The following is a 22,835-nucleotide window of genomic DNA, read 5'->3' as shown; positions in this document are numbered from 1 at the left end:
CCCGTAATATATGTTTCCTCGTGCTTTCCTTTTTTTGGGTCTGCCGCCGGATGTTTCCAGCGGCAGCTTTCTTTCCCTTTTACTTCAAAAACACCGTTTTGATCGATGTGAAGAATTCGATCGCTGCCTGTCCTTGTTCCCGGGAATGCGAGCTTGATTGTTTCATGCCGCCGAATGGTGCTTGCAATTCCACACCGGCGCTCTCTGCGTTGATACGGACAAGCCCGGCATCCATATCGTCGATGAATGTCAGCATCTTTTGGATGTTGGAGGTGAAGATCGAAGCACTCAGCCCGAACTCGACATCGTTAGCGATCTCGAGCGATTCCTCGATCGTGTCGACCTTTATGAGCGCGATGACCGGTCCGAAAATTTCTTCCTGGGCGATTGTCATCGACGAAGTCACATCTTCAAAGATCGTCGGCTGGACGAAATACCCTTTTTCATAATCGCTGGCTGTCAATCTTTCTCCGCCAAGGACGAGTGACGCGCCCTCTTCTCTCCCCTTCTGGATATAGGAGAGGACTGTGTTCAGCTGACTTTCGTTGACACTTGGCCCCATCCAGATACCTTCCTGCAGGCCGTTGCCAACCGTAATCTCGTTCGTTTTCGTGATCAGCTTTTCTTTGAACTGTTCATAGACATCGTTCAAGACGATGACACGGCTGGTGGCGGTACATTTCTGACCGGTTGACCGGAATGAGCCGCTGATCGTCGCATCGACGGCAAGATCAAGATCAGCATCCGAATCGACAATGACTGGGTTTTTCCCACCCATTTCAAGCTGATATTTCGCGCCTCTCGCCAGTGCAGCTTGACCGATTTGCTTGCCCACCGCGTTGGAGCCTGTAAAGGTGATGCCGTTCACATCCGGATGATCCGCAATCCCTTGGCCGATGACCGAACCGGGACCTGCCACCATGTTCACGACACCTGCCGGAAAACCTGCTTCCTCAAAGCATTCAAAGACTTTCGCACATGTCACCGCCGTCTCTGTGGCCGGTTTCAACACGACCGTATTGCCATAAATCAAGGCTGGAGCCGCTTTCCAGATCGGAATCGCTACCGGGAAGTTCCATGGCGTGATGATGCCGATCACACCTAGTGGTGCACGTGTTGTGAACATCAACGCGTCACTGTCTGTCGAAGGGATGACATCCCCGACCTTCCGCAATCCTTCCCCTGCATAATAACGGAGAATCGCTACACCACGTGCTGTCTCACCTTTCGCTTCCGGCAGTGTTTTGCCCATTTCCCTCGTCATGGACTCGGCAATTTCATCTAACCTGCTTTCAAGAATGTCAGCTGCTCTATACAGAAACTTTCCTCTAGCATCACCCGATAATTTCCTCCATGCCTTCTTAGCTGATTTGGCAGATGCTACAGCTTTATCCAGGTCCTCTTTATTTGACTTCGGCACATAACCGACGACCTCATCGGTATTCGCTGGATTTGTATTTTCAATCCATTCATTTGTGCTTGACGCCAGCCATTTCCCGTCTATGTAGTTCAAGTATTGTTTGCTTTGCGTTTGAATGGTCATGATTCGCCTCCTCATTTAAAATGAAAATTTATTTTATTGATAATTTTCAGATAACTACACTTAAAAAATAAAGGTATTTTATGAATGGGCCACCCTATGATCGACTGGGTACTTTTCTAATGCCTTGTCCACTACCTTTTCGAGTTGCTTATAGTGCTCTTTTTCAACCGGTACGATCGGTGGTCTTACGGTATTGGCGACCGGCAATCCGATGATTTCCATCCCCGCTTTGATCAACGAGACCGCATATCCTTTTCTCTGTTTGCGGATTCGATTGATTGGCAGGATTACATTTTCATATAATTCCCGCACTTCCTCTTTACGATCATTCAGAAGGGCATCATAGAAGTGCCTGGATATATGTGGGATATAGTTCGAGATTGCGGAAGAATACGAATTGTAGCCTAAAGGTACATAAGCAGGCATCGTCACTTCAGCCATCGGCATCCCGTTCAACCAGCCGAGACGGTTACCGATCGTTTGTGTAAGCTCGATATTAAGCTCCATATTCCCGACGCCATCTTTAAGGCCGACCACTTGTGGGAACTCTATCAATCTCTTTAATGCATCAAGTTGAAAGATAGCATTGGCCCGTTGATAGACGATCGCATTCAAATCTGTGCTCAAAAGAATCGATTTGTAATATTCATAAAGACCATCCTGTTCCCCTTCGATCAGATAAGGAGGAAGCACCAAGTACCCGTCAGCACCATGCTTGGATGAAATTTGGGCTTTTGCCAGCGCATCGGATAAGTTGCCCCCGACACCTGTATAGACTGGGACTTTCTTATCTACAAGGGAGGTTGCCATTTCTACCATACTTTCATACTCTTTTATGCTGACAGCATTGAATTCGCCTGACCCACAAGCAATGAAAATCGCTTCCAGATCATTTTCCAATAGAAATTCGATATTGCGACTTAACGCCTTTTCGTCAATGTTACCGCTTTCATTAAACGGCGTAATCGGGAATCCTAGAATACCTGTGGGAGCTTTTCTTTCATTTGACATCCGTTTCATCCTTTCTATTTTTGATCAAAGTCCAAAGAATCCTTCGCTTCATGTCGAGCCAAGATCCTCTTCCTTGCATGATCCAAGTGACGGTACATACATAAGTAAGATTCAATAGGGTCTCTTTTTTCCAGGGCGGCATAAATTTCTTTATGTTGTTCAATCGTGTAATCTTTATCCCGGTCCTCCGGAGGGATGGTTTCTTGCGTCTGATCGATCATGCTCAACAACGGATCAATGATCCCTTCGATGATTGGATTACTCGCACTATAAGCGATGATTCGATGGAACTCTTTATCGAGCTCAATCGTGCTTCCTTCCTGCGCTTCCATCTTTTCAATGTTTTCTTTCAGCCTTCCTAAGTCTTCATCGGTGATTTTTTCAGCTGCAAGTGTAACAAGACCTAATTCCTGTGCAATACGGGTCTCGATGAATGCCTTGATATCACCTACTGATAACGACAGCATGATTTTGAAGGGCTTACTTCCGATTTTATTGGTGAAATACGTTCCTTCCCTCGTCTTTCTGCGGACGATTCCGATTGTTTCGAGTGAACTGATCGCTTCCCGGAGGACAGGCCTACTAACCATGAACATATCGAGCAATTCCATTTCAGAAGGAAGCTTGTCTCCCGGCTTCAATTGACCGCTCAACAGCAATTCGATGATCTGGTCGATCACCTGGTTCGATAACGTTTCTCTTTTTACAGATTTTACCCTTAATTGGTCATTAACTCGGCTCACAATTTTTCCTACTTTCTCTTTTGATTCTGATTGATGTGGATTAACATTTGCTATGTATTTTTATGTTGTGTCTAATTGTATGACAAATAAAATATTCTGTCAATTCAAAATATAAAATTATTTATTTGTCAGACAAATAAATTTAAGACGGGTGAAAATAAAAAAGCTCTGTAGATTTTCGCCACAGAGCTCGGATTTCACAGAAAATGCTTCACAATTTATTTCCTGTTCTTGTATTACTAATTTAATTTTTTTCACAGAAGATAATTCCTTGCATTTGTTGCATCAATCCTCGATAATTTTCTTTTCTATTCTCGGGTTGGATCATCCCTAAGAAACTTCGTCAAAAAGTAAAGATCAGCCCCTTTTACCTAGATGTCACCACTAAAAACTTTACGTCTCTCTCGGAAAAGTTATACCAGTAATGCGCTTTTCTAGCATTGAACATGAACGGTTGATGTTCGCCAAGTTCGATTCTGTCCCCCTCTACTTCCACAGTCAACTTCCCCTCAATCACGAACAAAAACTCATATCCGTTATGGGAAAAAGCACTGCCTTTATTTTCTCCTGGCTTCAACGTGACCATGATGGGTGAAAAGTCAGCATCATGTATACCGCAGGATAAGTCCTCATAGTGGAAGGATACGTGTTCCATAGCTGATTTTTCTCGTACTCGGTTCTCGGAGAAAAAGAAGCTCGGATTGACGTCCAAAGCATCCGCAATCTTTTTCAAGGACTCTAATGTGACACTGGATTTTCCACGCTCTACTTGCGATAAAAAGCTGATGGAAACCCCTGTGTGTCCAGCTAATTCCTTCAACGTCATCTTACTCGTTTTCCTTAATGATTTGATCTGTTTCCCAATTGAATCCGAAGGCATCGGGATACCTCCTTTTGTTATCGTATCTGACTCCATTATACATGACCATTCGCTTTGAAGTGATATACTAAATGATTGCTAAGTACTATTGACAGAAAACTTTTAATTATCTAAAATCGACAAAAGGGAAAAATTGAAGTACCACTTTAATTTTCAAGGAGGAAATCACCATGGAAAAGAAACAAATACGACGGGTATTGATTGCTAGTTTAGTAGGAAGCTCAATCGAGTGGTTTGATTACTTTTTATATGGAACCGTGGCCGCACTCGTTTTCAACCAATTGTTCTTCGTGAATGAAGATCCTACAGTTGGACTCTTGCTCTCCTATGCCTCTTTTGCATTAGCCTTCTTCATCCGCCCTTTCGGAGGTGTCATCTTCAGCCATATCGGTGACCGTATCGGCAGAAAGAAAACCCTTGTCCTGACCCTTAGTCTGATGGGGGCTGCGACATTTGCAATGGGGATTCTTCCTACCTATCAAGCCATTGGCATTTGGGCACCGATCTTATTGATCACCTTGCGTTTGATCCAGGGGCTCGGTATCGGCGGTGAATGGGGCGGTGCGCTTTTATTAGCCTTTGAATATGCGCCTGAAGAAAAAAGGGGCTTATTTGGCGCAATTCCTCAGATGGGCGTGACGATCGGGATGCTCCTCGGAACTATTGCCCTCTCAATCATAAGCTTGCTTCCTGAAGGCAGTTTTATCACATGGGGATGGCGTGTCCCATTCCTTATGAGTGCATTGCTTGTCATTTTCGGGTTATGGATCCGTAAAGGTATTGATGAAACGCCAGCATTCAAACAAGTAAAAGAATCTGGAGAAGTTCCAAAGCTACCGATTGTCGAAACGTTAAAAAATTACTGGCGTGAAGTGCTGATCGCCATCGGGGCAAAAGTCGTCGAAACAGCACCATTCTATATTTTCAGTACGTTTGTCGTATCCTACGCGACAGGCAACCTGGGCTACTCCCGGACCGCTACATTGAATGCCGTCATGATCGCAACCGTCATCACGACGATCTTGATCCCGATCATGGGGAGACTGTCTGACCAATTCGGCCGCAGAAAGATGTACATGATCGGAGCAATCGGAATGGCACTGTTTGCATTTCCATACTTCTGGATGCTGCAGCAGCAAAATGTCGTGTTACTTGTCGTAGCCACAGTGATAGGTTTAGGCATCATTTGGGCACCCATCACGGCGGTTCTCGGTACGATGTTCTCAGAGATTTTCGACGCAAAGATCCGTTATACAGGAATCTCTCTCGGCTATCAAATCGGGGCAGCTCTAGCAGGTGGAACAGCTCCTCTGGTTGCAACAGCACTGCTCGCTACCTTTAATAATTCCTATGTTCCAGTTGCCATCTATATCATTTTCACAGCAATCATCTCACTCGCAGCAATCTGGGCTGTGAAGACGCGCAAACATAAGCAAATGGATGTCTCACTTAACAGTTGAACCATCTTTTAAGGAGGACCTCACATGTTGATCATAAATGAAAAGGAAATTCAACAGAGTTATGGAATGAAGGATGCCATCAGGGATGTCAAAACGACGCTACACGCCTATGGTGCTGATAAAATAGACAGCCCTCACCGTACCGTTCTTCGCTTTCCACAGCACGAGGGTTCAGCACTTTATATGCCGAGTGCAGATTTATCTGATGAGGTATCAGCGGTGAAAGTCGTTACCATTTTCCCGAAAAACCCATCAAAAGGGAAAGCGACAACACAAGGTGTTCTTTTACTGTCCGATGCAGAAAACGGCGAACATCTTGCCATGATGAATGCCTCGTATTTAACAAGACTCAGAACGGGGGCTCTGTCCGGTATCGCTACCAAGTATCTGGCACGTAAAGACGCACAGGTGCTCACGATCATCGGGACAGGCGGTATGGGGTTCGAACAAGCGCTTGGCGTGTTAGCCGTCAGGAACGTAGAACGAATCTTATTGGTGAACCGGACGCCATCTAAAGCCGAAAAGTTCGGTGAAAAACTGCAGGCATCCGGTATCGACATTCCATTTGAAGTCTATGAAGATGTTGCTGCAGCAATACGTCAGTCCGATATCATCTGTGGTGCAACCCGTTCGAACGAACCCGTATTCAATGGGGATGATTTGAAACCCGGGACACATATAAACGGAATCGGTTCTTATCTGCCTCATATGAGAGAAGTCGATTCTACTACCATTACACGCGCTTCCAAAATTATCGTCGACGATTTAGGAGGAGCAAAGGACGAAGCCGGCGAACTCATCCATGCAGCAAATGAGGGATCATGGTCGTTTGATGATCTTCATGGCGAGCTTTTTGAACTGGAAAACAAGCTGAAACCAGGTCGAGAAAGTGAAGCTGAAATCACCTTCTTCAAATCCGTCGGTGCCGCTTACTTTGACCTTTCAGTCGCCAAAGGCGTCTACGACCTATCAAAAGACCGGAACATTGGCACAGAATTCGAAATATAATCTCAGTAACCAGGAAAAATCACATAGTGTCCGTGTTTATGCTACACATTCAAAAAGACTTAGAGGAAAATCTCCTCTAAGTCCATTTTTTAGGGGGCTGTTTTATTTTTAATGGAATAGGCCGGACTCCTTCGATTTTTTCATGATCTTTTCTGTTCTTTTGTTGAGTGTTTTCTTCAATAGTCCTCCGATCAATAACGCGATGGAACCAAAAATAGCCAGCGCCACTACATCATGGGTGACACGTTTCCAAACGATACCAGCCAGGGCTTCCCTCACCAAATCGATTGCATACGTAAATGGTAAGAACGGATTGATCATCTGGAAAAATTCAGGCAACAGAACAACAGGATAGGTTCCGCCAGATCCAGCTATCTGCAATACCAATAGTACGATTGCGAGGGCTTTACCAAGATCACCGAAAATGGAAACGAGTGTATAGACGATGGTTGTGAAGATTAAGCTGATGAACAGTCCGAATAAAATGAACCAGCCTGGATGACCAATGCCTACATCGACAACATATAAGTCTCCAATAGTGATGACGAGGGTTTGACATAAATTGATCGTTAGGAATGTCAATAATTTTCCAAAGTACCGTTGCCTTGAGGTATATTCTTTCAAGCTTTGCCCATCCACTTCTAATAAGGAAATGAGGAGCAAGGCACCTACCCAGATCGCGAGTACACTATAAAAAGGAGTCATGCCTGTTCCGTAATTGGAAACGGGGAACAGTTCGGTCTTCGTTAAGGTGACGGGTTCGGCAAAGAAATTCCGTTCTTTTTCTGGATCATTTTTCAACAGGTCGATGATCTCATTAATGTCCGTTTCGCCCTGCACCTCACGAATCTTATCCGCCAATTCGTTGATTTTTCCGTTCACATACGGATATTCATTGAGCATGTACGATAAGATCTCTTCGCCTTCATTCAAGTTACTTTCGGTTCTCCCCAGGATTTTCTCAACTTCCGGTATCGTTTCCTGTATATTGGTCAGCATTCCCCTTGCTTCTGACAAGGTCTTTTGTGCATTATCGATATTTTGTAAAACGGTTGGCTCTATGTTTTCGTCATATTCTTTCAAGAACGCATCGATTCGGTTGACCGTATTGCCGGATAATTCATCCAGGTTGTTGAGTGTATCATCTACTTCTTGTTCTTTATCCGTAACGAACGATTTAAGCTGGTCAGATTCCTTTTGTACTGTTTCAATGTCTGTCTGCAGTTTGTCCAGTTGATCAATTGCCTGATCGATCTTCTCATTTTCTTCTTGCTTATTTGGATGATCCTGTTGCTGGTTGTTCAAATCCTTCAGTTGTTGGAGTAAGCTTTTGGCAGTCTTGATATTGTCGAGTGCCTGATCTGTCTGCTGATCCAGCCTCTTCTGGACTTCTTCCCCTGAACTGAAGTCAATTTCCTTACTTTTCACCCCTTTGATGAATCCATTAACATCCCTGGAAACATCCCTTGCCTTCTCTAGATCAGCTTTCACTTTTGGTGATAATTCATTCAGTCTATTCTCAGCTTTATTTAAAAACTGGGTCGTTTCATCGATTATCTGTAAACTTTCCCCTGTGAGCCGATTCGCCTTTGGAATCATGCTTTGCGCCTGGTTGATGATTTTTTGTGCCTGTTTTGCATCAGTATAGGACTGCTGCGCCATATCATGGATTTCCGGTAGGGCATCCTCCATTTTGAACACGTAATCTTCAAATCGCTTGATATCCGGTAGATCTTTTTCAAGCTCTAATCCAAGTTCGTTGAAGTTTTCAAAAATGACACCGTTGACGATGGATATGAAATTGCTGGTGATCTGTTCCACAATGACACTGGCACCCTTATCTGTTATTTTCGGTGCGATGGCGTTGATTTTTTCATTTACATAGTATTCCATATTCGCTTTTTCTGGGTTTCCGGAAACGACGGTAGCCAGTTTCTCCGAAAAATCTTCAGGAATGACGATGACGGCAAAATAGTCTCCGTATTCGACCTTATCCATCGCTTGTTTCCTGTCGGCAAAATGCCATTCCATCGTTTTGTTTTTCTTCAATTCTTTTACAAGTTCGTCGCCGACATTGACCTGATCCCCCCTGACTTCCGCTCCTTCATCCTCATTGACGACTCCAACTGAAATCTGCTCCGTATTCCCATATGGATCCCAGGATGCCTTGATGTTGATCCATGCATATAAGGAAGGAAGGAGGATCAATCCGCAGATCAGGATGGCCGCCACCCAGTTGGTCACGATATTCTTCATATCTTTTTGATAAATACTTAATCCGTTATTCATAATTAAAACTTCCTTCGATAAAATTTATACAGAAAACGTGGCAAATCAAAGTCTAAGATGCAGGATGGACTCATTTGACCGAATTGTTCATCTGGTCATTTTTGAGCAAAAAAAGAAAAGCCATCACCCAAGATCTCTTTTGTTTGACAGCAATCCTGATGTCAGCTGTGTACGGAATATTTCAATGATCTGATCTTTATCCAATGGATCGTATATCTCTGAATATTCCACTACTAGCGCCATATACAATTTATACATGATAAAAGCGATGACCTGTGAATCCACGACACCAATATTGTCTAATCTTTCACCCTTTTCAAGGTGGTTCTTGATACAATCAATGATTACCCGTTCCACTTTTTGCAATGCTTCTATGGCATTAGTTGAACCTAGTGCTGTGACTTCATGACTCAATTTGACAAGCAGATGATGCTGTTGTCTGAATTCTAATAAATCATATAATGCGTATGTGATATTGTCATATACGTCTCGTTCTGGGACAGTTGATTTTTCGAAAACAAGCTGTAATTCTGTTATGATTTGTTGCAAAACAGCATCGAAAAGTTCTTCTTTGCTTTTGAATTCGGTATAGATCGTCCCTTTACCGATCTTTGCTAATTTAGCTACTAGATCAATCGTCGTACCTTTATATCCATACATGGAGAATGAAGCACTCGCTGCTTCAAGGATACTCTCTCTTTTGTTTCGGAGCATGATTTCACCTCAAAGAAATATTTGACCGAATTGGTATTATGGTCATTATTGTACATCGCCTTCCCTCAAAAGTAAAGGGTCGTTATAGTCGATCTTTTATTATTCACACACCATTTTTTAAATTTAATGAATACTATGAAAGAAAAACATGGAGATCATATCATTCTCATAAAAAAACACCACTTCAGTATAGTGGTGTTTTTCTTGTTTGATTTACTTTTAAATAACACGTACGGTTACGATGCCATCAATCTGTTTGATCTCATCTTCCAAACCGATCAAGTCATCTTCATTCACTTGATTATCTATATCGATCATCGTATACGCATAATCCCCTCGGCTTCTGTTCACCATATCCGCAATATTCAAGTTATAGTTTGATAGAACGGTCGTCATCTGGCCAACTATATTCGGAACGTTTTTGTGGAATCCGGCGATACGAGGTTTTCCCGTATAAGGTAGAGAAGCGTTTGGAAAGTTGACCGAATTCTTGATATCCCCAGTCTCTAGATAATCCTTCATTTGACGGGCGGCCATGACTGCACAGTTTTCCTCCGATTCTTTCCTGGAAGCACCAAGATGAGGGATTGAAATGACATTATCCACATTGATCAGTCGTTCATTTGGAAAGTCTGTAAATACTTTCCTATCTTTCCATTCTCAAGAGCCACTGCCATATCCTCATCATTAACAAGTTCACCCCTTGAAAAGTTCAGGATATGGGCGTCATCCTTCATGATGCCAAAGGTCTCTTTATTGAACATCCCTTTCGTATCAGGAGTTAACGGGACGTGCACCGTGATATATAGTATGCATATCATAACTGCGCACAACAATACCATCAGGATCTTCACTTTCACTGTTTATCGTATAATTCTCTTTATTGAATACATTCAGTCCACTTGCTGCAATCCCATTTAACGTCTTGATCGTTTTGACTTTCTCTAATGTATTAAGCTCATTGGATCTTCTCCTTTTTTAGTAGTTAGAAAGATTCTTTGCCTTTCATCTACATACACATAGAAAGAACCGGATTGTCTGCCTTTAAGGGAACCTGATTGCTAGTTAGATGATGATGGATTCTTGAACATCCCTCCTATAAACACAAAGAGGCAAGGGATCAAATATCCCTTACCTCTTGCCCAGGCGAACGGCTAAACGTCACTATGTGCTCCCTCACGGTGATTCGTGTTCGCCAGTTACACATAGCCTATTGATTAATAGTTATAGTATCAATTATCGGCCAAACCTTCAACACTATAATGCTGAAGCGTTACTTTAATTTATAGTTTTTATGTTTGGCTAGTTTTTCCGCTGAAGTATTGCGAATTTCGCTTCAATCAAAACTTAGTCAATAATCAACAGTATTATTTACCAAGACCAATAAAAAAACCCTGAACTTAACAGGGCTCTGTAAAAACACGAAAGTTATGGATAAATGATAGATTATTATTCCTTATATCCACGTGGATCCCTCTTCTTTTCCACCTTCCGTTCATAGGGTGGTATCCGCGTGTCAGGATCCCATTGCGAAAACTCACCCCCTTGCTTGCATATGGGGCATTCTTCATGTAATTCATAGGGCGGACACATCACATGGTACGGACACCTTCTAAATAAATTCATAGAGTATCACCTCCAAAGAGCGTAATACTCTATCCTATTAAACTACCAGTTCATCCGGTTGTGCTTATCGCCACCAATTAATAGAAAAAGGAGCACAAATGCTTTTGGTTCGTTTTACAAGTAGAAAAACTATTAAACAAGAACCATTCGCTTATTGATCACTTGGTCTTGTTGCTTCCTTTAAAATATTTACTTTCCAGCAAACTATGGTTGTGCTATCCCTAACACCATTGTCTTGGATATTCTTCAGCATTGACTGAATACTTTCATCATCTTTCGAGTTAAAAAAAGAATTATAGATGTTTCTAGGATCTGAATAAGGTTCATTAGGGCATTCAACTAAACCATCAGTGGTTAGAAAGAGGCGATTCTCTCCTTTTCGTAATTCCTTGAGCCCAACACTATAACAAGGAACTGCCTGCTCAAAAGTATTAACCTGCCCTATCCATTCATAGAATTGTCTTTGATTTAACTGATACTGACCGAGTGCAGCTAGTTCTGGGTGGAATAAATAAAGAATACAGTCCCCCACCGAAAACCACCACACATATTTTTCTTTTCTTACCACAATCAAACAGGCCGTTTCTCCTTTAACCCTTCGACAAGCAGATAAGAATTCTTCAGATTGAAACATGTTTACTATCTTTTCTTCGAGCCTTTTAAAAGTTTGTTGAGTTGTCGGCAAAGATAATAAAGGTTTAATTTGAAATCTTTCATGAATGAATTGTTCTAAAATCAGTTCAGCACTCTCTGCTGTATTATGTGCGTCCAGAATTAAAGTGAATTCCCAATCTTCCTTTTCATTTACCCATACTAAACATCCATCTTCATTCTTATATTGTCCTGTATCCGAATTACCGCCAAATCTGCCCACGGTAACATGATTAAGTTGATGCACATTCGAATTATCAACGAAATTTTCTTGGCTGCCTACCCAGCAAAAATCTTGGATAATGTTATTCATGCGCATGATTCTCCAGATATGTTTTAATACGAGTACAAAGTTCGATCACAGCGTTGTTGTCTCCCGTAGGAGCTTCTTCCCAATCGTAAACTTCCATCGGTCCCCAGTATTCTTCTGGTGTATTTGGATAACGTGCAACTATGTGCATATGAAGATGGGGAACTGAATTTCCTGAAACAAGTGAATAGATGTGTTCCGCTTTTTCAGACTCTATTAGAGCTTTGCTTACCCTAGCCATAATTACCCCAAATGCTTGTGCTTCTTCTACTGTCATATCACCAAGAGTCGGAGTGTGTCTTTTCAAGTCAATCATAATATGCCCTAAATAGTTTGGTTTTCCGTTCCGATCAATATGACCGACATAAACATAATCGTCTTCATAAATCATGACTCCTGAACTTTGAATACTTCCAGCGTGTTTATTGCATATAAAACAATCGCCCACAGATTCTCTCCCCTTTTTTTATGTATTTCTAAGATTATAATATAACCACAGTTAAATTGGTATAATTTTCTAATATCTTCTGTAGTGTCAATTAGAAGGGTATAAACATTATAAAAGGAGGTACTAAATCATTTGTGATTTGTACCTCCAATTGTATAACTTTTATATATTTTCTTGTGTAATACAATCATCCACTTTGACATTCCAAATCATGTGGTCATACCCTTCGCCCCAATAATCCTTTAACACGTAAGCAGGTTCTCCAAATTTCTTCTTCCAGATTTTCTGAGAGCTGCTATATCCACTATCTAAACAAAATTCTTCAAAGCGTTTTTTCTCCAAAGACAAATAGATTTCATTCAATAGAAGTTTCCCTACACCCTTCCTCTGATAGTCCGGATGGACAAATACGGTTCCGATCTCCATTAGCCCTTTATAAGCATTGTTTGTACATTTATTAATAAGTTCGCTAGCCGGTCCATATTCAATGCAACCAATTATTTCATCCCCATCTACAGCTATCAAAAAGAATCGGTTCTCCCCATTACTCTCCAGATCACTTTTCAGATACTTTTTCTTAGCTTCAATTTCTTCACTTAGATCATCGAGCATATCTTCGATTCCTTCTTTAGCGAACGTATCCGTAATCACTGTCCTGAATAATTGATGCAGCTCTTCCATGTCATCCATTTTTGGTCTTCTTATCTGAAGCAATGTGAAATCCCCCCAATCCCAATTCCTTGTTCCGACACTTTTCATTAAGGCAGCCACTCATAACAGGTGTCAGCCAATTGCTGTAACTCCGAGAAAAACAGACTTGCATGATACCCATCGCAAACAGCATGATGCATTTGTACTGAGACAGGCAACCATACTTTATCGTCCTGATCGAAGTATTTCCCCCCGGTAATGATCGGCAATAAAAAATTATGATCATTCTGGATGTTCAGGTTGAATCCAGTAAAACTAACCCAGGGGACACTGGATATAGGAAAAGAGTTTCTGGGTTCATTTTCTTTTGAGAAAAGCCCCTTCATATCGTTATATTGCTTTATATCATCTTGATAATTTTGATAAAAGACATCAAAATCATCAAAGAAGTCAGACCAAATGCTTGAGAAGGATTTATCATCAGGGTGAAAGATTGTATAACTTGGCACCATTTCGTCCCAATATCCCAGAACGCCTTCCTTATTAAAGCATGTCCGGAATTCTTTATGAGCATTAACGGTTCTTGTAACCATATAAATAAAAGCAGGATAAATCCTCAACCCTTTGTTCTGAAGATGATCTAGCAATATTGTGATATTAATATTCGATGTCAGGTTGAAGGTACATTTCAAATTCAAATAATGCTCGAAATACTCTTTTCGATCCCATTTTTCTTTATCAATGATATGAAAGTTCATGATCAGCCTCCTAAAATCGTTTTTCATTAGTGATTTCAGGAGGCAATTTGTCTGCCTTTCCCAACCGTTTCACCCCATTCGATTCATTTCAACTTATTACCCATATTCATTTGGTGTTTTCCTGTATTCAACACATCCACATTCTCCTGGATGATCTCCCATCCATTGTTTAGATATAGGTTTTTTGCCGCTTCCATTTCGACACCAGTCGTGAAGATGGCCGTTTGGTGAGGAATACTACTCAAGATCGTATCATGCAGCACCTTTCCAATTCCTTTTCGATGGTGCTCCGGATCCACAGCCAACTCCACAAACTCAAAACAATCCGTCAGCCATTCTTCGATCTGCTTCTCTGTCATTTTAGCCCGAAGCTTACCATTGTAAAATTGACCAGGGAAAGAAGTGTAGCCATAAACAAACCCGTGGACCTTATCGTTTTCATCCACCGCTACCAGCCCCTGATACCCTTCATAGGTTGCATGACGTTCAAACCGTTCCTTCGTATTGTCAAATTCCCCGCCATGAACCCTACAGTAAATATCCACAACCTGATCTAAATAAATCGGTGTTAGTTTGATTATTTTCATATCCATCAGTTAACCTCTCTTTTGTTAACACATAATTAACTTCATTTTTCAGATGACATACTTTACAAGGAATCACAGATGGATCCATTATTTCTTCAAAGTTATCTACTGGATAATAATAGCCATTCTTCCCTTTATTTTTATTAACCTTTTCCTCGAAATTCTTTTCTGTAACATACGAACAATCCGTCTTATGCAACTTGTTTCCAGTCGCACTATCATAAATGATAACGGATGGGTATATATAATCTCATCATAAAATTTGTTCGATATTTTATTTATATATTCCTTCATAGCTCCATTATAAGGATGTCTTTTATTCCATAAATTTGGTTATTTACTTTTGTCTTCTCTTGGTAGAGTTGAGTATAAGTATCTATCCTTTATAGCATAATGTTTCTTTTCAAAAACTCCCGCAAGTAGATTGTCTAAATATGGCAACCGTTCAATAATGGCATTTTCTGTTCGTGATTATTTATTTAAATAACTTCCTAATCTCCATTGATTCCATGCATTCTTTAACCTTCCTGGTTTAACACAACAATCAGTGATAATTGTTTTTTATCAACATTATCAATGGGGAGTTGATTCTGCATTTCTATTATAAAGCCAGCTATCCATTTTCGTGAGGCTTGAATACCACTTAAACTATTTATTAACCTTTTTTTCATACCATCAGGTAATACAATATCAACAGAGTAACCATTTGTATCTTTACTCCCAGTTATAATAAAATGTATTTCCTCTTCAATATTCCTGCCGCCTATAATCTCTTTAGGCATACCGGATGATTTTCTTCTTATCTTAAAATCTTTACTAGAGGCAATAAATTCATCTATTAAAAATCGTTGAACTTGGTTTCCATCCTTCTTTATAAAATGTAATGCTTCAATTACATCTGACCATTTTAAACGAATCGTCCCTTTATAGTTAGGAAGTTTTTTCTTATGAGCAGCAAGCTGAGCTTCATCTAGATTACCTCTAATTTTAAATTCAAACAGTAATGTAAAATTAAATCCATAAACCCAGGCATCAGGTATAGAATCCATATTGTTTTCCAGAGTATTGTTATCTTGATGAAATTCATATGGAGCTATCCCAATTATGTATTTATATTTATTTGAGGACTTCGGGGGATTTTTCATGAAGAGACCAATACCAAGTTGATTATAATCAAAGTCTTTTGATTTGTTTCCAATAAGTTTATGGATGAAAAGAGGTAGTAATTTATAGTTATCATAATTTAGAATATACATGAGAATGTTAGTATAATAATCTTCTTCCATTTTTCTAAAAGCAAATTCATATGCTTCCCCCTTTTCCACTCCAACATTATAATAACAATACCCTCTAAAAATGGATATAATTTGAAAAAAGGAGTTCCATAATGTTGGAACTCCTTTTTTCAAATTTATGCTACAATGCTTAATAGCCTTTCGTGGATTTTTCGCCACTCCTGATTAAGATCCACTGTACACACTTTCACTTTAGAACCAAGTATTTTATAATATAGATCCAAATCTTTATCAACTGTTGGATACAACAATATACCCGTTAACTCTTTCTTATCCTTATTTATAAAATTACTTAAATAAGCATGTAACTGATACAAATTTCCACTAATCAACTTATCGTTATTAAATCTAGAAGATGTAGCATTTTGATAATACTTGGTATCCATAATTACCTTTCTATCATACATTTCAATAGAAATGTCCGTTTGCATGATAGGTAAATAACCTAAGTCTTCACCTTCTGCATTCCAATAAATATTTTCTCGATACACTCTACTCTCCGGCAATTCTTTTCGATAAAAGTTACGCACAAAATCCTCATATAAATATGCCATCGCTTTAGGATCTTGTTCAAAATTAATGAACTTGTCTCCTCGTGCATCTTCATTCATTAAAAGAGATTCATGCAAAAACCGGCAAATATCAATTAAAAATCCATAATAGGAATTACTGCGATGAATTTTAACTTCATTAAATATTTTAGAGCTTAGCTTTAATAAATCAATATCTCGAAAGTAATGATATAGCTGTTGAATATCTTCCTTTAATTTTTTATCTGTTTGAGGAGTCTTCAATAAATTATAAAGGGTAGTTTTGATAATTTGATTGTGTAAAATGTTATGAGTCATTTCATCAAATTGACAATACATTCTAGCTTTCTTAAAAGATAATTCATTTAACGATTGAGGAAAATTAATCCTTCCACGAATGGTTGAAGTTTCTTCCTCCATATTACTGTACTCTTTGTAGAACCCTCGCTTGATTAAAACTCGTAGTCGATTTACTAAAATTCTGGATAGTAGATGATAAATATCTTTTTCATCTGACCTTGAGACATAAACATCCTCTTTTTCTTCTAGCCTGTTCCATGCATAGCACAGCATGTAATAAATATTTTTTATAGGAATTTTAGTTGAACTTTTCAAGGAGTCCATTTACTTTATCCTCCTGATCAAACCAGTATTCACGGAGTAGTGGAGCCACTTCCAATCTAATTATTCGATCTAACCAATTTTGTTCATCCTGTATAGTTTCTGTTGTAGGGCAAAAATAACTATGGCCGATTTCATACCCTTTACCTAAATGAATAGTATCCTTACTAATCTCATTATTTATTTCAGTTATAGAAGTTATAATTTTATCAATTAAACCTTGGCTGATATTTTTGTTACGCAAAAAATCCTGAAATTTTTCGTTACTGAATGCTGGCTGTAAAGAAATAAATGTAAATCTCCTTCTCAATGCATAATCGACAAGTGCTAAAGAACGGTCTGCAGTATTCATTGTACCTATCAGGTATAGATTTTTGGGTATATAGAATACTTCCTCATTCTCGTTGTACGCTAATTTTATTGCAAACTCTTTTCCGCGTTTATCTGCCTCTATAAGCATCATAAGTTCGCCAAATATTTTAGATAAATTTCCTCTATTAATTTCATCAATAATCATGTAGTAGTTACTTTCAGGATCATCAATAGCTTTTTTGCAAAAATTATAAAAAACACCATCTTTTAAAGAAAAACTTCCTGTATCATTCGGTTTATATCCTCGAATAAAATCCTCGTAGGTATATGATTGATGGAACTGGATCATTTCTACTTTACTAGGGTCCTTTTCACGCATATGTAAATATGCTAATCGTTTTGCAACGAACGTTTTTCCAACCCCTGGGGGGCCTTGTAAAATGATGTTTTTCTTGTACTCTAAAGCCTCTTTAATATCTTCAGTCTTCTCTATAGTCATAAATACTTCATTTAAGAATTGTTGAGTAACATATTCAGGGCTTTCTCGCACTATAATGTTATCTTGATCTGGTTCAGGATAAGCAGGCTCATCATCAACTAATTCTAATAGCGTTTTGACAGCATCTTCATATAGCGTCCATTCAGTTAACGTTTTTGTTGGTAATCCAGGCGAATACCATTCGCCAACTTTAATCCAATCCACTTGTCTTGTTGAGTGATAATCAGAATGTGTTGATTCATCATACTTATACTCACCAACTATTTTTCCATAACCAATAACATGACTATTACCACGTTTTACAAATACATAGTCGCCTACCTGCATCTCATAACAGAATTGGTAGTTTGCGTGAGCATCATTATGGGGCTTTCCTTCTAATTGATATACTTCTTTTAAAGCCTCCATAATATCTGCTTTACTTTCATATTCCCTAAGATCCCCAAGCTCTTTCCACCCAATTGCAATATGATTATTCGTGTGAAAATCTTCCCACAACATACTGCCCTCACCAGCTGCAATCATCCAATACTTAGGCTCTGCAACTTCTGATATCTCTTCCTCATCTTTACTGAAGTTTTCATATAGAAAACTGAGAAACTGATCTATTTCATAATAAATAGGCAAGTCAGTTCTCTTTCCGACAATTTCCTTATACTTCTCCGTAATACCTTCACGCTTTAGAGAATTTTGGAACTTCAAAAACTTTTCACCATATGTATCTCCACGTGAATAATTAGGCACAATCTCCAGAACGTTTTCGACAGCTACTTTATCACGTTGATTATAAAAACAGAATTCCTCAGGAAAAATATTTCCGAGCATTTCACTTACCACACTGTATCCAAATCCAAATAATTTATATTTTTCGTCAGTTAGAAAACGGTCAATTCTCTCTTTTATAGGATCTTCCCCATGAATTAGATAAATAAAACTGTTACGATATTTTTCTATGGATGCATTCATATAACCTAATGCGCGTTTTCTAGCAATTCCCATTCTAAATGCATTAATATGGTTACCAAGTTCTTGAACATCTTCCCACTCTAATTCTTCTAAGTGAGAACGCTTACTAAATTTACTAAAGAAGTCATAACTATTTCGTATATATTCATTATTGTCCAGTTGTTCCATTCCTTCTAGTTTAAAAAGCTCCAAATATTTATCTAAGGTTGGTAACTCTAATTTATCTTCTACAATACTAGGATTCTCCCAAAGTTTTAAAATTCGTTGATACTGATCTTCTTCTAAGAAAAAGTTCGTTCCTGTTGCTACTCGAATAATTCGTAAACTCATTGTTTCTGGAATTTCTCTTAACTGATGTCTTAGTAACATTCCCTCTTTTTCATTTAAGCGGTGCTCAAGTATTTTTAATTCAACTTCATATTCGTCTTCTTCAAACACATCTGAAGCAACCTCAGCATGAGCAATAATCCCACCTGAGTTCTTTTTCCCTCCGTCTGATCGCCAAATAAACACCTTATCCCCAATGTTTATTTTTTCTACATAATGCTTTTGTCTAACTCCCCATGTAAGTACTTCATTATTTTTTATGTATTCATCTACGTTAAATTGTTTAGGATTTCCTTGAAAGATCCAGTGCTTCATATGAAAGTTAATCCTCCTTTTTCAAAAGTAGTTATTTTTATACTAAGTAAACTAACATTATTATTTCAAAATTCAATCAATTGTACAATCATAAAAAAAAGAAGCCCAGATTAATGGCACTCCTAAGATTCATTTATTTTACATAACCAGTTTTTTCTTTATTCAATACAATAATTACATCAATGAAACAATCGTCTTAAATACTCCAGATGGATTTGAATGAATTGTATTGAGTGGTAGAACCTCTTTATCACCCTGCTTATTGGATAAAACTAATAATTCTTTATCATGCTCGACAGTTAATTGGACCCCTTTTATTTCGTATGATCGTATATGTTTAGCTAAATCTAAGTGTCGCTTTGTTAATGTGGTTATCTCTAAAACCATAACCGATTATATTTATAACAAGGATTTTCTGGATTGACTATTTTCTCTTTAAACTTACCGTAATAGAGTCTTACTCGTTACTATCCGATTGCAGTAGAAAAAAGAGAGATTTCTTCTCTCTCTAAATTTACCTCATGTGTGTTCGTAGCAGGACTAATCTATTGATGTATTGCTTAGCTTGATCAATTTCATCCTGATCTTGTAACTTTTTCGCCTCATTTTCTACACGCTTCTCTTCATCTTCAAGTATCTTTGCAACTTTTAATGTATCAGACAACAAAATACTAAGAACATGTTTTTCTAAATCCTCTATATCAAATACCTCTTCATCAATGAATAGTCCATAGAACTTTATGTTGAAGTATACGTTCCATAGGAGGGTGTTAACTAAGGCTATTTCGTTAACCATTGAATACGAGTAGTCGATACCTTCCCTGTAGTAGCCTGATGTAAGAAAGTTACAATGTGTGATTTCACTTAGGAATGAATACACATTGTTGTATGAGACCTCTTCTTCTGCCTTGTCAGCGATACCTTTAATGTTTATCAAATTATCTTCCTCTAAAGTATGGATATTTACCACTTTATTATAAATTGGATTACCCTTTTTACTAAATGCATGTCGGTATTTCTTTTCACCATTCAATCCTAACTTGTAGTCTATTAATTGATCTAACATATCATCACTCTTTGTGACCGCTTTAGCGTTAATTAGACACTCATAGTTGCTCCTGGTAAGATTGAGAGCATCTTCATATAGGTCTGATTCAATGAGCGTCTCTATGGCAATCATTGACTTAGTGAACTTTGTGAAACAAAAGAAAATAAAATCTTCTTCATAATCAAGATCGGATACTGGAATATTACCTACTTTCTTAGAAAGGACTACAGCTATCGCCTGTTGATCAACAATCATCTTGTTTAACTCAATATACTTTGTTAATAGGTTCTGTAACTTTTTTATTTCTTTTTCCATACAATTCCCTCCCGGAGCTTTTTCTTTTTATGTTAATGTCATCCTTCACAAATAATGCTTAGGGGTTTATTCTCTTTATTTTAACAATAATAGGAAATAGTGAGTATAGCGATTTGAGAATTTTATTTTTTAAAAGTCAAATGTTAAATGGATTTTCCATAAAGAAAAATGAACTTAGCATCAACTAAGTTCATTAAAAGTGAAACCACTTGGTATTGTTCGACTTCCGTTAAAGGCATTGATGATATGTTCCAATGCCTTTTTTGTTAAAACTTAAATTAATTTGCTTTGTAGATATACTCATACTTACGTTGAGGTTGCCATACATTACATAAGAATGCTTCCGGTGCTAAATAGTTTGAATTGTGATCGCAGATAGATTGATGTAGTGGTGTTTCCTTATTTAAAACAATTCGATTTAGTTCAATAGTAATTCTTTTCTCATCAAAAAATACACAAAATTATTTTAAAGATAAGTTATATTATAGAGTTACCTAATAACACGCTCTAATAAACTGTTCTTTTTGCAGATATCCTGTAAATATGCTCTGTCAATAATAATAGGATTATTTCTTTCTGATATTACTGACTTTTCTATAGTACCATTAGTAATTAATATGTCCGCTGCTGATTTGTCATTATAATAGGATTTTCTCCTTTTATTTTTGTGAGAAAGATGTTTTATTTCAACTTTATAAGATTTATTATTTTTTGAAATCTTGAAATCAAATCCCACTTCATAATGTTGTTTAAAATTCTGTACTTCATACCCATTTTCAATAAATAGAAATTCAATAAATTTTTCAAAAGAAATTATATTCATATCATCTACATCAGAGATTCGAGTCCTCTTTTGAAAGTGATGTATCTTATTAATATCTTCTTTAAAATCGTCAATAAAAAGTTCCCCTGCACAAATTCCATCCCTATAAATATAAAAGAAATCTTTTCCGTTTTGGTAGTGTTCAAAGTCAGATGGATATTCTTGAAAGTTATAAAACCCCTCATACGTTAGTAGATTCTGATCAATTCCTAAAAAAATCAGCTTCTCATCATTTAACCTTTCTAATGTTCCCTTATAGATTTCACCTTCTATTCTATACTCTCTATAATTTTTTTTAATCTTCCAATATAGATTCTCTTTTTTATTTAGAATATTTAAATCCTCTGTATCTTCTAGTCTATTTTTCATATAAGAGAAATATTTACTCAATTCACTTTGACCGATGAAACTAAAAATCGCTGAATAATGTTTAGCCCTTTGTATTTTTAATACCAATTCTTTGTCCTTTTCATTAGGTTGACTAGGTGGGTCTATGAATTCATTTGTTGAGATGGAATCTTGACTCAATAAAGTTAAAGAAACTGCATGAATGTCTGATACGATTGATCTTTTTTGGATTTGTGCGTTACTTAGTTGGCCTCTTAAATTGTTTAGGTTTGAATAACCCTTAGATTCAACGACTAACTCATCTCCATTTCTCGTCATACATTTAATATCAGGTCTTTTCCCATGTTCTGTAATTCTATGTAAAGTCGTTAAATCAATGTCATAAAGATAATCTGCCACTAGAACCGCTATACCAACACCAAAATCTTCAGATATTTTTCCTAAAGTTTCTGAGCCTAATAGATTTCGAATTTTGTCAATTTGCACCTTAAAATCTTTATCATTCTTAATTTTTTCAATTAAATCTTCTTTATCAGTAAATTTTTGTCTATTTGAAGGATTAAACCTTCTAGATTGTATTGATCCGATGGCGTATATTAACATAAATTGATTTATTTGTAGCGTCAGTTCACTATTAGTTAACAAGTCTACAGGATATTTTACTCTAGTAGGATTAATTAAGTTACTATCTACTTTTACCAAAATATTATAATTTCTCACTCTAGAAATCGTTAAAGTCTCACTCATACTACACACC

Annotated in this window: 18 protein-coding genes, 1 pseudogene and 1 riboswitch; of the genes and pseudogenes, 2 read left to right on the top strand and 17 right to left on the bottom strand. The window is 38.0% G+C overall.

Annotated elements, in window-relative coordinates:
• Positions 1-79 precede the first annotated feature (79 nt).
• From gucD to KOL94_RS00580, 4 genes are all read right to left on the bottom strand, one after another.
• Complete coding sequence (gene gucD, locus KOL94_RS00595) at positions 80-1,543, bottom strand: alpha-ketoglutaric semialdehyde dehydrogenase GucD (protein WP_221563194.1); 1,464 nt, start codon at positions 1,541-1,543, stop codon at positions 80-82.
• Between the two features lie 78 nt (positions 1,544-1,621).
• Entirely contained in the window at positions 1,622-2,554 is a 933-nt protein-coding gene (gene kdgD / locus KOL94_RS00590; protein WP_221563193.1) for a 5-dehydro-4-deoxyglucarate dehydratase, read from the bottom strand.
• A 14-nt stretch (positions 2,555-2,568) separates the two neighbouring features.
• A complete protein-coding gene (locus KOL94_RS00585; protein WP_221563192.1) occupies positions 2,569-3,297 on the bottom strand; it encodes a FadR/GntR family transcriptional regulator in 729 nt (242 codons plus the stop codon).
• Positions 3,298-3,664: 367 nt separating this feature from the next.
• The gene (locus tag KOL94_RS00580) at positions 3,665-4,177 is read right to left on the bottom strand and encodes a helix-turn-helix domain-containing protein (RefSeq protein WP_221563190.1); all 513 of its coding nucleotides are present in this window, start codon (positions 4,175-4,177) and stop codon (positions 3,665-3,667) included.
• 170 nt (positions 4,178-4,347) lie between these two features.
• Between KOL94_RS00580 and KOL94_RS00575 the strand changes: the two genes are divergently transcribed.
• Both KOL94_RS00575 and KOL94_RS00570 read left to right on the top strand, forming a co-directional pair.
• Positions 4,348-5,637: an MFS transporter gene (locus KOL94_RS00575; RefSeq protein ID WP_221563189.1), complete on the top strand. Its 1,290-nt coding sequence runs from the start codon at positions 4,348-4,350 to the stop codon at positions 5,635-5,637.
• A 24-nt stretch (positions 5,638-5,661) separates the two neighbouring features.
• Positions 5,662-6,645 (top strand): ornithine cyclodeaminase family protein, encoded by a 984-nt coding sequence (locus KOL94_RS00570; protein WP_221563188.1) that lies wholly within the window; start codon positions 5,662-5,664, stop codon positions 6,643-6,645.
• A 108-nt stretch (positions 6,646-6,753) separates the two neighbouring features.
• Here KOL94_RS00570 and KOL94_RS00565 read toward each other — a convergent pair whose 3' ends face one another.
• The 13 genes and pseudogenes from KOL94_RS00565 to KOL94_RS00505 form a co-directional block, all read right to left on the bottom strand.
• Positions 6,754-8,934: a YhgE/Pip domain-containing protein gene (locus tag KOL94_RS00565; RefSeq protein ID WP_221563187.1), complete on the bottom strand. Its 2,181-nt coding sequence runs from the start codon at positions 8,932-8,934 to the stop codon at positions 6,754-6,756.
• Between the two features lie 123 nt (positions 8,935-9,057).
• On the bottom strand, positions 9,058-9,648 hold the full coding sequence (locus KOL94_RS00560) for a TetR/AcrR family transcriptional regulator (RefSeq protein ID WP_221563186.1): 591 nt from the start codon (positions 9,646-9,648) through the stop codon (positions 9,058-9,060).
• A gap of 219 nt (positions 9,649-9,867) precedes the next feature.
• Positions 9,868-10,454 (bottom strand): annotated as a pseudogene (locus KOL94_RS00555) (phosphoglycerate dehydrogenase); the annotation flags it as partial.
• 327 nt (positions 10,455-10,781) lie between these two features.
• Positions 10,782-10,861: riboswitch (ZMP/ZTP riboswitch) on the bottom strand.
• 564 nt (positions 10,862-11,425) lie between these two features.
• A complete protein-coding gene (locus tag KOL94_RS00550; RefSeq protein WP_221563185.1) occupies positions 11,426-12,238 on the bottom strand; it encodes a PP2C family serine/threonine-protein phosphatase in 813 nt (270 codons plus the stop codon).
• Positions 12,231-12,683 (bottom strand): HIT family protein, encoded by a 453-nt coding sequence (locus tag KOL94_RS00545; protein ID WP_221563184.1) that lies wholly within the window; start codon positions 12,681-12,683, stop codon positions 12,231-12,233. The genes KOL94_RS00550 and KOL94_RS00545 overlap by 8 nt, the downstream gene beginning before the upstream one ends.
• Positions 12,684-12,845: 162 nt before the next feature.
• Positions 12,846-13,442: a GNAT family N-acetyltransferase gene (locus tag KOL94_RS00540; protein ID WP_221563183.1), complete on the bottom strand. Its 597-nt coding sequence runs from the start codon at positions 13,440-13,442 to the stop codon at positions 12,846-12,848.
• Positions 13,442-14,092 (bottom strand): type A chloramphenicol O-acetyltransferase, encoded by a 651-nt coding sequence (gene catA / locus KOL94_RS00535; RefSeq protein ID WP_221563181.1) that lies wholly within the window; start codon positions 14,090-14,092, stop codon positions 13,442-13,444. The genes KOL94_RS00540 and catA overlap by 1 nt, the downstream gene beginning before the upstream one ends.
• Before the next feature lie 83 nt (positions 14,093-14,175).
• Positions 14,176-14,685, bottom strand: coding sequence for a GNAT family N-acetyltransferase (locus tag KOL94_RS00530; RefSeq protein ID WP_221563179.1), 510 nt, complete (start codon positions 14,683-14,685; stop codon positions 14,176-14,178).
• Positions 14,686-15,197: 512 nt separating this feature from the next.
• A complete protein-coding gene (locus KOL94_RS00525; protein WP_221563177.1) occupies positions 15,198-16,088 on the bottom strand; it encodes a hypothetical protein in 891 nt (296 codons plus the stop codon).
• Positions 16,089-16,090: 2 nt separating this feature from the next.
• Positions 16,091-17,128, bottom strand: coding sequence for a 5-methylcytosine-specific restriction endonuclease system specificity protein McrC (mcrC, locus tag KOL94_RS00520; protein ID WP_221563175.1), 1,038 nt, complete (start codon positions 17,126-17,128; stop codon positions 16,091-16,093).
• Positions 17,103-19,544 (bottom strand): AAA family ATPase, encoded by a 2,442-nt coding sequence (locus KOL94_RS00515; protein WP_221563173.1) that lies wholly within the window; start codon positions 19,542-19,544, stop codon positions 17,103-17,105. Before KOL94_RS00515 ends, mcrC begins: the two co-directional genes overlap by 26 nt.
• A 514-nt stretch (positions 19,545-20,058) precedes the next feature.
• Positions 20,059-20,907 carry a DUF5677 domain-containing protein gene (locus KOL94_RS00510; protein WP_221563171.1) on the bottom strand — a complete coding sequence of 283 codons (849 nt, stop codon included), beginning with the start codon at positions 20,905-20,907 and terminating at the stop codon, positions 20,059-20,061.
• Between the two features lie 490 nt (positions 20,908-21,397).
• Positions 21,398-22,825: a PDDEXK family nuclease gene (locus KOL94_RS00505; RefSeq protein ID WP_221563168.1), complete on the bottom strand. Its 1,428-nt coding sequence runs from the start codon at positions 22,823-22,825 to the stop codon at positions 21,398-21,400.
• Positions 22,826-22,835 lie beyond the last annotated feature (10 nt).

Origin of the sequence: Alkalihalobacillus sp. TS-13, assembly GCF_019720915.1 — a bacterium.
GTDB lineage: Bacteria > Bacillota > Bacilli > Bacillales > Fictibacillaceae > Pseudalkalibacillus.
The sequence above is the reverse complement of the archived record's forward strand: the minus strand, read 5'-3'. Positions and strand labels throughout refer to the sequence as shown.

What these genes read in the sequence shown, in the direction of transcription:
- gucD (WP_221563194.1), bottom strand. Translation starts at nt 1,543, where the DNA reads ATGACCATTCAAACGCAAAGCAAACAATACTTGAACTACATAGACGGG.
- kdgD (WP_221563193.1), bottom strand. Translation starts at nt 2,554, where the DNA reads ATGTCAAATGAAAGAAAAGCTCCCACAGGTATTCTAGGATTCCCGATT.
- KOL94_RS00580 (WP_221563190.1), bottom strand. Translation starts at nt 4,177, where the DNA reads ATGCCTTCGGATTCAATTGGGAAACAGATCAAATCATTAAGGAAAACG.
- KOL94_RS00575 (WP_221563189.1), top strand. Translation starts at nt 4,348, where the DNA reads ATGGAAAAGAAACAAATACGACGGGTATTGATTGCTAGTTTAGTAGGA.
- KOL94_RS00570 (WP_221563188.1), top strand. Translation starts at nt 5,662, where the DNA reads ATGTTGATCATAAATGAAAAGGAAATTCAACAGAGTTATGGAATGAAG.
- KOL94_RS00565 (WP_221563187.1), bottom strand. Translation starts at nt 8,934, where the DNA reads ATGAATAACGGATTAAGTATTTATCAAAAAGATATGAAGAATATCGTG.
- KOL94_RS00560 (WP_221563186.1), bottom strand. Translation starts at nt 9,648, where the DNA reads ATGCTCCGAAACAAAAGAGAGAGTATCCTTGAAGCAGCGAGTGCTTCA.
- KOL94_RS00550 (WP_221563185.1), bottom strand. Translation starts at nt 12,238, where the DNA reads ATGAATAACATTATCCAAGATTTTTGCTGGGTAGGCAGCCAAGAAAAT.
- KOL94_RS00540 (WP_221563183.1), bottom strand. Translation starts at nt 13,442, where the DNA reads ATGAAAAGTGTCGGAACAAGGAATTGGGATTGGGGGGATTTCACATTG.
- catA (WP_221563181.1), bottom strand. Translation starts at nt 14,092, where the DNA reads ATGAACTTTCATATCATTGATAAAGAAAAATGGGATCGAAAAGAGTAT.
- KOL94_RS00530 (WP_221563179.1), bottom strand. Translation starts at nt 14,685, where the DNA reads ATGGATATGAAAATAATCAAACTAACACCGATTTATTTAGATCAGGTT.
- mcrC (WP_221563175.1), bottom strand. Translation starts at nt 17,128, where the DNA reads ATGGACTCCTTGAAAAGTTCAACTAAAATTCCTATAAAAAATATTTAT.
- KOL94_RS00515 (WP_221563173.1), bottom strand. Translation starts at nt 19,544, where the DNA reads ATGAAGCACTGGATCTTTCAAGGAAATCCTAAACAATTTAACGTAGAT.
- KOL94_RS00510 (WP_221563171.1), bottom strand. Translation starts at nt 20,907, where the DNA reads ATGGAAAAAGAAATAAAAAAGTTACAGAACCTATTAACAAAGTATATT.
- KOL94_RS00505 (WP_221563168.1), bottom strand. Translation starts at nt 22,825, where the DNA reads ATGAGTGAGACTTTAACGATTTCTAGAGTGAGAAATTATAATATTTTG.